At 45.9% G+C, this 12,188-nt stretch carries 10 protein-coding genes; 9 read left to right on the top strand and 1 reads right to left on the bottom strand.

Annotated elements, in window-relative coordinates; genetic code table 11:
* The first annotated feature begins 72 nt into the window (after window positions 1-72).
* From AB4329_RS02055 to AB4329_RS02035, 5 genes are all read left to right on the top strand, one after another.
* Window positions 73-3,249 carry a DNA translocase FtsK 4TM domain-containing protein gene (locus tag AB4329_RS02055; RefSeq protein ID WP_372137616.1) on the top strand — a complete coding sequence of 1,059 codons (3,177 nt, stop codon included), beginning with the start codon at window positions 73-75 and terminating at the stop codon, window positions 3,247-3,249.
* A gap of 75 nt (window positions 3,250-3,324) precedes the next feature.
* Complete coding sequence (lolA, locus tag AB4329_RS02050; RefSeq protein ID WP_017060248.1) at window positions 3,325-3,921, top strand: outer membrane lipoprotein chaperone LolA; 597 nt, start codon at window positions 3,325-3,327, stop codon at window positions 3,919-3,921.
* 64 nt (window positions 3,922-3,985) lie between these two features.
* The gene (locus AB4329_RS02045) at window positions 3,986-5,341 is read left to right on the top strand and encodes a replication-associated recombination protein A (protein ID WP_017060249.1); all 1,356 of its coding nucleotides are present in this window, start codon (window positions 3,986-3,988) and stop codon (window positions 5,339-5,341) included.
* 142 nt (window positions 5,342-5,483) lie between these two features.
* Window positions 5,484-6,791: a serine--tRNA ligase gene (serS, locus tag AB4329_RS02040; RefSeq protein ID WP_017060250.1), complete on the top strand. Its 1,308-nt coding sequence runs from the start codon at window positions 5,484-5,486 to the stop codon at window positions 6,789-6,791.
* A gap of 221 nt (window positions 6,792-7,012) precedes the next feature.
* Entirely contained in the window at window positions 7,013-7,279 is a 267-nt protein-coding gene (locus AB4329_RS02035; RefSeq protein WP_017060251.1) for a DksA/TraR family C4-type zinc finger protein, read from the top strand.
* A gap of 124 nt (window positions 7,280-7,403) precedes the next feature.
* Here AB4329_RS02035 and bioA read toward each other — a convergent pair whose 3' ends face one another.
* A complete protein-coding gene (bioA, locus tag AB4329_RS02030; RefSeq protein WP_372137615.1) occupies window positions 7,404-8,681 on the bottom strand; it encodes an adenosylmethionine--8-amino-7-oxononanoate transaminase in 1,278 nt (425 codons plus the stop codon).
* A gap of 159 nt (window positions 8,682-8,840) precedes the next feature.
* On the opposite strand from bioA, the gene bioB reads away from it, so the two are divergent.
* From bioB to bioD, 4 genes are all read left to right on the top strand, one after another.
* Window positions 8,841-9,893, top strand: a complete 1,053-nt coding sequence (bioB, locus tag AB4329_RS02025) for a biotin synthase BioB (RefSeq protein ID WP_016792500.1) — start codon at window positions 8,841-8,843, stop codon at window positions 9,891-9,893.
* Window positions 9,880-11,043, top strand: coding sequence for an 8-amino-7-oxononanoate synthase (gene bioF / locus AB4329_RS02020; RefSeq protein WP_372137634.1), 1,164 nt, complete (start codon window positions 9,880-9,882; stop codon window positions 11,041-11,043). Before bioB ends, bioF begins: the two co-directional genes overlap by 14 nt.
* The gene (gene bioC, locus AB4329_RS02015) at window positions 11,044-11,847 is read left to right on the top strand and encodes a malonyl-ACP O-methyltransferase BioC (RefSeq protein ID WP_372137614.1); all 804 of its coding nucleotides are present in this window, start codon (window positions 11,044-11,046) and stop codon (window positions 11,845-11,847) included.
* On the top strand, window positions 11,844-12,188 hold a 345-nt coding region (bioD, locus tag AB4329_RS02010), incomplete at its 3' end, for a dethiobiotin synthase (protein WP_372137613.1). The genes bioC and bioD, both read left to right, overlap by 4 nt.

Genomic DNA, 12,188 nt, shown 5'->3' with positions numbered 1-12,188 from the left:
AGTAGTTTCATTGAAACGAGCGGCTTTGGCCGCTCGAGATGTTTTTATCCCGTTTAATTATTAAGTTGGTTTATGTTCAAGCAGAGCAGTAATAAAGTAGAAACAATCATTAAAACGAGTGAAGAGCCTCAGTCTCCTCGTTTGAGTGGTTCTCAACGTCTCAAAGAGTGCAGTCTGATTCTCGGTGTTCTCTTCTCTATTCTACTTGCCGTTGCGTTATTAACTTTTAGTCCTGCAGACCCATCATGGTCGCAAACGGCGTGGGGTGGTGACATTCAAAATGCGGGTGGCTACCTAGGTGCTTGGTTGGCGGATACGCTTTTCTTCGTATTTGGCTCTTTGGCTTACCCTCTGCCTATCTTAGTGACGGTTGCTGCGTGGGTTTTATTCCGCAAACGTAATGAAGACGAGCAGATCGACTTCATGCTGTGGGGCACTCGCTTACTTGGCCTGACTATCCTAATTCTTACGAGTTGTGGTTTAGCGGATATCAACTTTGACGACATCTGGTACTTTTCATCCGGTGGCGTGGTAGGTGACGTTTTAACAAGCCTTGCACTTCCAACGTTGAATGTTCTTGGTAGTACGCTGGTTCTTCTTTTCTTATGGGGTGCTGGTTTCACTCTATTAACCGGTATCTCTTGGCTAAGCATTGTGGAATGGTTGGGTGAATGTGCCATCAAATTTTTCACGTCTACTGTTAATAAGGCTCGTGGCCAAGACCAAGAGCTGCTTGAGCCTCAATTAAGAGAATCAGCAGACCGCGATTTAATCGAAGAACGTCATCAGCAGCATCAAGCGCCAACTTACCGCGATGTTCCTGCTATAGAAGGCAACAAAGAATCAACAGAGCATGATCCGCTAGATCCTGCGATGAGTTTTTCTGCGACCAATGAGTCGGCAGACGTGGCGACAAATGCGCGAGACAATGCTGCATCGCCGAAGCGTCATTACAATATTCATATGCCTGTCGATGCTCCTGCGAAACAAGAAGCTCCTGTTCATGAAGAACCTCAGGTTCAGCCTCAAGCGGTAATTGAGTCAGAGCAAACGATCCCTGCAGCAGCTGTTTACCAAGCGCCAGAAGAACCGCTAGAAGAAGGTATTGAGCGCTCTAAACAGTTGAATGCAACGATAGAGCAGCTAGAAAATGCGGCCATGTATGAAGATGACCTAGCAGAACAAGATCAGGTTGACGCGCATGATTCTCAGGTTGCTTACCAACAATACATGCAGAACGAACAACCAGAAGTTGGCCCTGCTCATGCTGACCTTAGAAGTGCTGAACCAGAATTAGATAGCTCACCACAAGTAAATGGCGAATTTGGTTCTGAAGATGTTCAACCTGAATCTTTATACGCTTCACCTATGGGCGAGCCAGAAGCAACCGTGGAAGACGATTTCTCTGCACAACCTTCACCGTTTGATGTTACGGAAGAGCAAAGCTACCAACAGGGCTCAGAGCTTGAATCAGAACAGGCTGAAGCTGAATTAGCTGACGCAGCATTAATCGAAGAACAGTTTGAACCTTTCCCTTATCAAGAAGAACATTCAGAACCTGAACTGCCAACAGCACAAAACCTAGAGCCAACTGTTGATCTTCCTTGGGAAGAAGTAACGGAAGAAGAACCTGCGCATCAAGATCAAGATCAAGATGTCGCCGCATTCCAAAGCATTGTTTCTGAAGCCCAAGCGAATATGGCAGCGGCGCAGAATCCGTTCTTGGTTCAACAAGATGTTAATTTACCTAAGCCTGCTGAGCCATTACCCACGCTTGAATTGTTATTCCACCCTGAAAAGCGTGAAACCTTTATTGACCGTGATGCGCTAGAGGCAATTGCTCGTCTTGTTGAATCTAAGCTAGCGGACTACAAGATCAAAGCAGACGTTGTCGACATTTTCCCAGGTCCAGTAATCACTCGATTCGAACTTGATCTGGCTCCAGGTGTGAAAGTAAGCCGTATTTCTGGCCTTTCTATGGACTTAGCGCGTTCGCTCTCTGCATTGGCAGTACGTGTCGTAGAAGTGATTCCGGGTAAACCTTATGTTGGCTTAGAACTGCCGAATATGAGTCGCCAAACGGTATTCTTCTCAGACGTGGTTGCTAGCACTCAGTTCCAAGAAGCGAAATCGCCAACGACAGTGGTTCTAGGACAAGACATCGCTGGTGAAGCCGTTATTGCTGATCTATCGAAAATGCCTCACGTTCTGGTTGCAGGTACAACCGGTTCTGGTAAGTCGGTAGGTGTGAACGTAATGATTCTGAGTATGCTTTACAAAGCATCACCGGAAGATGTTCGCTTCATCATGATCGACCCGAAAATGCTTGAGCTATCGGTTTATGAGGGTATTCCTCATCTATTGTCTGAAGTGGTAACCGACATGAAAGATGCGTCGAACGCCCTTCGTTGGTGTGTTGGCGAGATGGAACGACGTTATAAGCTGATGTCAGCATTAGGCGTTCGTAACATTAAAGGTTACAACGATAAGCTTAAGATGGCAGCGGAAGCGGGTCACCCAATTCACGATCCACTGTGGAAGCCGGGCGACAGCATGGACCCAGAAGCGCCATTGCTTGAGAAACTGCCTTACATTGTGGTTATCGTTGATGAATTTGCCGACCTAATCATGGTGGTTGGTAAGAAGGTTGAAGAACTGATTGCACGTTTGGCACAAAAAGCACGTGCGGCGGGTGTTCACTTGATCCTAGCGACGCAACGTCCATCAGTGGATGTTATTACTGGTCTTATTAAAGCGAACATTCCAACCCGTGTGGCCTTTACGGTATCAACTAAAACGGATTCACGAACTATCCTTGACCAAGGTGGTGCGGAATCACTATTGGGCATGGGTGATATGCTTTACTTGCCTCCTGGTTCTAGCCATACAACTCGTGTTCACGGTGCCTTTGCATCTGATGACGATGTACACGCAGTCGTGAATAACTGGAAAGCGCGTGGTAAGCCAAACTATATTGATGAAATCACCAACGGCGAACAAACTCCAGAAACCTTGCTTCCGGGTGAGAAGATGGAAGGTGATGAAGAGGTCGATCCTCTGTTTGATCAGGTGGTAGAACACGTTGTTCATTCACGTCGTGGCTCAGTTTCAGGTGTACAGCGTCGATTCAAGATTGGCTACAACCGTGCTGCACGTATTGTCGAGCAACTTGAAGCTCAAGGTATCGTAAGTGCTCCAGGTCATAACGGTAACCGAGAAGTCTTAGCACCAGCGCCACCAAAAGATTAGTTCCGGTAGGAACTCATAACTATTCAGTCGGTCAAATCGAAAATATGACCGACTTATGTTCTAACAGGATTATTGATGAAAAAAGTATTCGCACTTTTATTTATGAGCTTCTCAGTGTTTGCTTCTCCGAAAGAAGAGTTGAGTAGCCGCTTGGCATTAAACGCAGGCTTCAGCGCTGACTTTAAACAAGTCGTGACCAGCCCTGATGGTGATGTTGTTATGGAAGGTGAGGGCACGGTAGAGATTGCACGCCCAAGCCTGTTCCGCTGGGAGACCACGTTCCCTGATGAAAACTTGTTGGTATCTGATGGCCAAAGCTTGTGGTACTACAGCCCGTTCATTGAGCAAGTGAGCATTTATTGGCAAGAGCAAGCGACATCACAGACACCTTTTGTCCTGCTTACACGTAACCAAGAAAGTGATTGGGATAATTATAATGTGGCGCAAACGGGTAACCAATTCACGCTAACGCCAACTGCTGTCGATTCTAATCAGGGTGACTTCCAGATTAATATCACCGAAAAGGGCATTGTTCAGGGCTTTAATGTGATTGAACAAGACGGTCAAAAAGGTGAGTTTACCTTTAGCAATGTTGATTTGGGTAAACCTGCAGCAGACCGCTTTACTTTTGTGGCACCGGAAGGTGTCGAGGTCGACGACCAAAGAAACTGATCTAAACAAGCAGATCGTTTGGTAGTACGTCGATAGGCATTAATGCCATCAACGAATCAAGAGATTGCAATTGAGTAATTACAGCTTAGATTTTGCGGGGGACGAAGATTTTCGTCCCCTTGCTGCTCGTATGAGACCGGAAACTGTCGAACAGTACATCGGTCAGCAGCATATATTAGGCCCAGGTAAACCACTTCGCAGAGCGTTGGAAGCGGGCCATATCCACTCGATGATTTTGTGGGGGCCTCCGGGCACCGGTAAAACGACGTTAGCCGAAGTTGCAGCAAACTATGCGAATGCTGAAGTGGAACGCGTATCGGCGGTAACCTCGGGCGTAAAAGACATTCGTATTGCAATTGAAAAAGCGCGCGAGAACAAGCAAGCAGGGCGCAGAACCATCCTGTTTGTGGACGAAGTCCATCGCTTTAACAAAAGTCAGCAAGATGCTTTTCTGCCTCATATCGAAGATGGCACCGTGACCTTTATTGGTGCGACGACAGAAAACCCATCTTTTGAACTGAACAACGCTTTGTTGTCACGTGCGCGTGTCTACAAACTGACGTCCCTGAACACAGATGATATTTCTCTTGTCATTCGCCAAGCGATTGAAGATAAGCAACGTGGGTTAGGTGATGTGCCTGTTGATTTTGCTGATAATGTTTTAGATCGCCTTGCAGAACTGGTTAACGGCGACGCGCGTATGTCGCTTAACTACCTTGAACTGCTGTATGACATGGCAGAAGACAACGATAAAGGCGAGAAAGCGATAACCTTGCAGTTGTTGGCTGAAGTGGCTGGTGAGAAAGTCGCTCGTTTCGATAACAAGGGTGATATTTGGTACGACCTAATCTCCGCGGTTCATAAGTCAATTCGTGGCTCAAACCCTGATGCGGCCTTGTACTGGTCAGCACGAATGATTGCGGCGGGTTGTGATCCTTTGTATATCGTTAGACGCTTGCTGGCGATTGCTTCTGAAGATATCGGTAACGCTGATCCTCGCGCCATGCAGGTAGCGATGTCGGCTTGGGATTGCTTCACGCGCATTGGCCCTGCTGAAGGGGAGCGTGCGATTGCGCAGGCGGTTGTTTATCTCGCATGTGCACCAAAGAGTAACGCCGTTTACACCGCGTGGAAGCAAGCGTTAACAGATGCTCACAATCTTCCTGAATATGAAGTGCCGCATCATTTGCGAAATGCACCGACAACTTTGATGAAGGACATGGGCTACGGGCAAGAATACCGTTATGCTCATGACGAACCAGGAGCCTACGCCGCTGGTGAAAAGTATCTGCCTCCTGAAATGGGAGAGAAGCAATACTATTTCCCAACAAAACGAGGCTTAGAGACCAAAATTGGCGAGAAGCTAGATTATCTGGCGGATTTGGACGCAAAAAGCCCACAAAAACGCTATGAAAAGTAGTCTTTTTTGGATATCGTTACCTAGTCATAAAATTTCAATTAAATCGTTATAAATTGGTCGAAATAACACCAGTTTTAGGGGTTTAGCAGTGATTCAGTAGCAAGCTACTGAATATTCAAATAACTAAAGCATAGGATTAGCAATGCTGGATTCTAAATTACTTCGAGCTGAGCTGGATGAAACAGCGGCAAAATTAGCACGTCGAGGCTTCACCCTTGATGTAGAGACAATTCGTGAACTTGAAGAAAAACGTAAGTCCCTTCAGATGAAAACTGAAGAGCTACAAGCGTTACGTAACTCTCGATCGAAGTCCATTGGTCAAGCGAAAGCAAAAGGCGACCATGAAGAAGCTGAGCGTATCCTTGCAGAAGTAGGCAACTTAGGCGCAGAACTAGACCAAGCTAAAGTAGCATTGGCTGATCTTCAATCTGAGCTAGAAACGATCACAATGTCTATTCCTAACCTACCTGATGCAGAAGTGCCAGATGGTAAAGATGAAGACGATAACGTAGAAGTTTCTCGTTGGGGTCAACCTAAGACTTACGACTTTGAAGTGAAAGATCACGTCGATCTTGGCGAAATGTCTGGCGGTCTTGATTTTGCTAGCGCAGTTAAAATCTCGGGTTCTCGTTTCATCGTGATGAAAGGCAAATTTGCACGGCTACACCGTGCTATTGCTCAGTTCATGCTGGACCTTCACACTGATGAGCACGGCTACACAGAAATGTACGTACCGTATCTAGTGAACCACGATAGCCTTTACGGTACTGGTCAACTTCCTAAGTTCGGCGAAGACTTGTTCCACACAAGCCCGCTAACTGAGCAAGTAAGTGACGTACCTCTTAAGACTCTATCGCTTATCCCTACTGCGGAAGTACCGGTAACGAACATGGTTCGTGACACGATCACTGATGAAGCTGAACTGCCACTTAAGATGACAGCTCACACGCCGTGTTTCCGTTCTGAAGCGGGTTCTTATGGTCGTGACACTCGTGGTCTTATCCGTATGCACCAATTCGATAAAGTTGAATTAGTACAAATCACTAAGCCAGAAGACTCAATGGCAGCGCTTGAAGAGCTAACTGGCCACGCTGAGAAAGTACTTCAACTTCTAGAGCTTCCTTACCGTAAAGTGATTCTATGTACAGGTGACATGGGCTTCGGTTCTGCGAAAACTTACGACTTAGAAGTATGGGTTCCAGCACAAGAGACTTACCGTGAGATTTCTTCTTGTTCAAACATGTGGGATTTCCAAGCGCGTCGTATGCAAGCTCGTTTCCGTCGTAAAGGCGAGAAAAAACCTGAACTTGTACACACACTAAACGGTTCTGGTCTTGCTGTTGGTCGTACTATGGTTGCTATCCTTGAGAACAACCAAGAAGCAGATGGCCGTATTGCTATCCCAGAAGTACTTCAACCATACATGGGCGGCGTAACGCACATCGGTTAATTAGATTGATTAAGCATTAGGTTACTTATAAAACCCAGCCAACAGGCTGGGTTTTTTATTGCCTATAGAATAGTGCAGTGGCGAGAAATAAATAATTTTTGTTACCTATGTGTAATAGTGTTTTATTGATTTTGATAATTATTACAATCTTTAAATGTGGCTATAATATGCTCTTACCGCGGTAGGTATAGATTTTCTCGTTCAAATACTGAGGAGGGCTTATGGCCGTAGGATGGGCTGGTGACGATAGTGTCAGCCAGCAAATACAAAATACCATTGATGATGAGATCTCTCGTGTAAGAGGAAACCTTCGAGGTGGTGAGGGTTTGCGTTATTGTGATGAGTGTGGTGATGAGATTCCGGAACAAAGACGACGCGCGATCAAAGGCGTTCGTTTGTGTATAGAATGTCAGTCAATATTAGAGCATGACGCACATCGACATTCATTGTTTAACCGTCGAGCAAGTAAAGATAGCCAATTACGTTAAACTGACGGTTACCTTCAAGCAGTTAAGGCCTTACTTTTATGTAAGGCCTTTTAGTTTAATTAAATGATTTATTAATGAAGATATATAGAAATAATCGTCGCTCTTGTTTAGAGCAATAAACGCCTTATTTAAAGCAATGAGTATTTTGTAATGCTGTGTCGATAGCAGCGACCAATTGCTCAATATGTTGTGGTTTGATAATAAACGGAGGCATCATATAAATTAGCTTACCAAACGGACGGATCCAAACGCCTTGCTCTACAAAGTGAGCTTGAATGGCTTCCATATCGACGGGTGTGTGAGTTTCAACGACGCCAATCGCGCCTAACCAACGCACGTCTTTAACCAGTTCATGTTCTCGCAACGGTGGTAACAACTCAGAAAAGAGCTGTTCAATCTGTTGAGTCTGATTTTTCCAATGGCCTTGCTCGATGATGGATAAACTTGCCGCACCGACTGCGCAAGCCAATGGGTTGCCCATAAAGGTTGGCCCATGCATAAAGCAGCCTGCTTCACCGCCACATACCGTGTCAGCAACTTCCTTACTCGCAAGCGTCGCTGACAATGTCATATAGCCACCAGTTAAAGCTTTGCCTACGCATAATATGTCCGGTTGAACATCGGCATGCTCACAAGCGAATAGTTTCCCTGTGCGGCCAAACCCGGTCGCAATCTCATCCAAGATCAGCAATACGTTGAATTCATCACACAGTAAGCGAACTTGTTTTAGGAACTCAGGGTGGTAGATGCGCATGCCACCAGCCCCTTGAACGATTGGCTCTAAGATCACCGCTGCGACTTCTTGATGGTGTGCTGCCAGCTTTTCTTTAAAACTATCGATGTCACTTGAGTTCCACTCATCCCAAAAGCCTGTTTTTGGCGAATCAGCGAAAATATGTTCCGGCAAAAAGCCTTTGTAGAGGCTGTGCATTGAGTTGTCAGGGTCGGTCACTGACATCGCCGCAAAGGTATCACCGTGGTAGCCATCTCTTAGTGTGAGGAACTTTGAACGAGGTTGTCCTTTAGCGTGCCAATATTGCAATGCCATCTTGAGGCTAACCTCTACGGCAACTGAACCTGAATCGGCCAAAAATACATGCTCAAGATTACTTGGCGCGAGATTCAAAAGCTTCTTACATAGATCGATAGCGGGCTGGTGGGTGATGCCACCAAACATAACGTGTGAAACCTTATCGATTTGACTATGAGCTGCAGCGTTTAGCTCAGGGTGATTGTAGCCGTGGATGGTTGACCACCAAGATGACATACCATCAATAATTCGTTTTCCGCCTTCTAATTCTAGGTGAACACCGTCTGCGTTGGTGACTGGATAGCAGGTCAGAGGTGTTAACGTTGATGTGTAGGGATGCCAGATATGCTGGCGATCAAAGGCGAGATCCATAGTAACTTCCATTTTTGGTGCGGTTAAAAAATAACCATATGTAAACTTTTGATATTATCAATGTGTTGACAGTCTAAAGCTTGTCGGTAGACTAGCCAAGCATAAATGCAATCTCTATTGATAGAGATGAAACATCAAATAATAAAAAAGGATCGACACGTGGAAGTTCGTCATGACTGGACAGTTGCTGAAGTAACAGCGCTGCTTGAAAAACCGTTTATGGATTTAATGTTTGAAGCTCAAGTGGTTCATAGACAGTACCAAGAGCACAACCACGTGCAGGTGAGTACGCTTCTATCGATTAAGACCGGTGCTTGTCCTGAAGACTGTAAGTATTGTCCTCAAAGTGCTCACTACCGAACGGATGTCGACAAAGAACGCCTAATGGAAGTAGAGCGTGTTTTGGATGCGGCGCAAAAAGCCAAGAACGCGGGCTCGACTCGTTTCTGTATGGGCGCGGCGTGGAAAAACCCGAAAGAACGCGATATGCCTCACTTGACTGATATGATCAAAGGTGTGAAAGGTATGGGTCTAGAAACCTGTATGACACTAGGCATGTTAACCCCTGATCAAGCTGGCGAGTTAGCGGATGCAGGCTTGGATTACTACAACCATAACCTTGATACGTCTCCCGAGTTTTACGGCAGCATCATCACCACTCGTACTTACCAAGATCGTTTAGATACGCTATCTCACGTACGTGATGCCGGTATGAAGATCTGTTCTGGTGGCATTATTGGTATGGGCGAAAGTACCAATGACCGTGCAGGCCTGCTGGTAGAGCTAGCGAACCTTCCGGTACACCCTGAGAGTGTGCCAATCAACATGCTCGTGAAAGTGAAAGGCACACCGATGGAAAACGTCGATGATGTTGAATCTTTTGACTTCATTAAGTTGATTGCGATTGCTCGTATCATGATGCCAATGTCAGCGGTTCGTCTGTCTGCAGGTCGCGAGAATATGAATGAACAGATGCAGGCGATGTGCTTCATGGCTGGCGCGAACTCTATCTTCTACGGTTGTAAGCTACTGACTACGCCAAACCCAGATGAAGACACGGACATGCAGCTGTTTAAGAAGTTAGGCATCAACAGCCAACAAGTGGCTCAGAAGCCTGATGAAATTCAAGAAAACGAACTGTTAGATCAAGTAGTGGAGCGCGTTGCTGCTCGTCCAACGAAAGATGACATGTTCTACGATGCCACTGTTTAAATCCCGTATCAAAGATGCCCTTGTTCAACGCCGTGAGCAGGGGCTAACTCGTCAACTTAAAGTGCTCGAAAACAGTAATGGTCCTTTGCTTAATTGCGAAGGTTCTCGCTTTATTAATTTTTCGAGTAATGATTACCTAGGCTTGGCGAACGACCCTGAATTGGTGGAGGCGTGGCAAGCTGGGCTTTCCCTTTATGGTGCTGGCAGTGCGGCATCGCCATTGGTCACGGGTTTTAGTCCTGCTCATAGAAATTTAGAAGCTCAGCTGTGTGAATGGTTGGGCTTTGAACGTGCGATTCTCTTTAGTTCTGGTTTCAGTGCGAACCAAGCCTTGTTGTTTTCTCTGCTCGAAAAAGACGACTCTCTGCTGCAAGACAAGCTTAATCACGCCTCTTTGATGGAAGCGGGGATGCTTTCTCATGCAACCATGAAACGCTTTAAACACAACGACACGCAGCATCTAGAGTCTCTATTAAGCCGATCTCTACAATCCTTGGTCGTCACTGAGGGCGTATTCAGCATGGACGGCGATCAAGCGCCTCTCAGCCAGATATCTAACCTGACTCATCAATACGACAGTTGGTTGGCGGTTGATGATGCCCACGGTATCGGCGTATTAGGTGATAAAGGAGCTGGGAGTTGCAGTGCAGCACAAATCTCCCCCGATATTTTGGTGGTGACCTTTGGCAAAGCATTTGGCGTTTCTGGTGCTGCGATTCTTTGTTCATCAGAAGTGGGTGATTACTTAACTCAGTTCGCTCGTCATCATGTGTATTCGACGGCAATGCCACCTTCACAAGCAGTGGCTTTGTCTCATGCGTGTCAGATGATTCAAACACAAGAGTGGCGTCGCGAGAAGCTAACCGAGTTAGGGGCTCTTTATGCAGAGCAGCTGAATGGCGTGAAAGGCTTTGTGGATACTCAGACTCCAATTAAGCCATTTGTGATAGGTGAAGCTCAGGCTGCATTATCTATAGCTGAAGAGTTAAAGCAAAACCAAGTTTGGGTGACCGCAATAAGGCCGCCAACCGTTCCAGCCGGAACCGCTCGATTACGAATCACGCTAACGGCTAACCACAGTCAGAAACAGATTCTCCAGTTAACCAGCTCGTTGCTTAAAGCAATAGAGCTAAATAATGAGGCTCAGTAAATGTTACAAGAAGCAGTAGTGCATGATTACGTAGGCCAAGATAAAAGTGCGATTGCCGAAGCTTTTGGCAAAGCAGCAACAACCTATGATAAACACGCTGAGTTTCAGCGCGATGTCGGCCACCGACTACTGGATAAGTTACCTAGCGACCTTTCAGGTTTAAAGGTACTCGATTTAGGTTGTGGTACCGGTTATTTCTCCGAACAGATAGCGAAGCGTGGTGCTGAGGTAGTGTGTGCTGACTTATCTGCTGGAATGTTAAAAGCGGCAGAACAACGTTGTGGTGCATCAGTGGCTTTATATCAACAAGCTGACGCTGAACAATTGCCGTTTGAAGATGGATGTTTCGACATTGTTTTTTCGAGCTTAGCGTTGCAATGGTGTGATGATTTATCGTCGCCTTTGAAAGAGATGAAGCGCGTTACAGCGACTGGTGGACGTGTAATTTTTTCAACTTTGCTTGATGGGTCACTGTTTGAACTGGAAAAGTCATGGTCTAAAATTGACGCACATCAACACGTTAACCATTTTATTACAATCAATCAGGTAAAAATTGCGTTAGCGCAATCTAGCTGTACGGCTCATCAACTAGACTTGCCCACCATCACCGTTTGGTACGACACTGCGTTTGAACTGATGCGCGACCTTAAAGGTATCGGCGCTAATCACGTAAGTGGTCGCTCACAAGGTTTAACAAGTCGCCGCATGTTGCAGCTTGTTGAACGGGAATATCGAGAGTTTAAAAACCATCAAGGTTTCTTGCCAGCAACATATCAAGTTTGTTTAGGGGTTATTCAATTATGATTGATGCATTATTTATTGCAGGTACGGATACCGAAGTGGGAAAAACTGTGGTTTCAAAAGCGATTCTTCAAGCTTTGGCCGCACAAGATTTATCAACAATTGGTTACAAGCCAGTTGCTGCAGGGAGTGAAAAATCCCCTGAAGGACTACGTAATAGTGATGCACTGCATCTTCAAGAAGCGGCGACGCAAGATATTGCTTACGAAGACGTCAATCCATACGCGTTGTTACTACCATCATCGCCTCACATCGCTGCTAAGCATGATGGTGTTGTAATTGATGAGGCGGTATTATCAGCGAAGCTAGAAGAGCATAAGAAAAACTCTGACTTCGTGTTAGTT

Origin of the sequence: Vibrio sp. 10N.261.54.A5 (genome assembly GCF_041471145.1) — a bacterium.
GTDB lineage: Bacteria > Pseudomonadota > Gammaproteobacteria > Enterobacterales > Vibrionaceae > Vibrio > Vibrio crassostreae_C.
This window is presented reverse-complemented; position numbering and strand designations above follow the sequence as displayed.

What these genes read in the sequence shown, in the direction of transcription:
- AB4329_RS02035 (WP_017060251.1), top strand. Translation starts at nt 7,013, where the DNA reads ATGGCCGTAGGATGGGCTGGTGACGATAGTGTCAGCCAGCAAATACAA.
- AB4329_RS02055 (WP_372137616.1), top strand. Translation starts at nt 73, where the DNA reads ATGTTCAAGCAGAGCAGTAATAAAGTAGAAACAATCATTAAAACGAGT.
- serS (WP_017060250.1), top strand. Translation starts at nt 5,484, where the DNA reads ATGCTGGATTCTAAATTACTTCGAGCTGAGCTGGATGAAACAGCGGCA.
- bioC (WP_372137614.1), top strand. Translation starts at nt 11,044, where the DNA reads ATGTTACAAGAAGCAGTAGTGCATGATTACGTAGGCCAAGATAAAAGT.
- lolA (WP_017060248.1), top strand. Translation starts at nt 3,325, where the DNA reads ATGAAAAAAGTATTCGCACTTTTATTTATGAGCTTCTCAGTGTTTGCT.
- bioA (WP_372137615.1), bottom strand. Translation starts at nt 8,681, where the DNA reads ATGGATCTCGCCTTTGATCGCCAGCATATCTGGCATCCCTACACATCA.
- bioF (WP_372137634.1), top strand. Translation starts at nt 9,880, where the DNA reads ATGCCACTGTTTAAATCCCGTATCAAAGATGCCCTTGTTCAACGCCGT.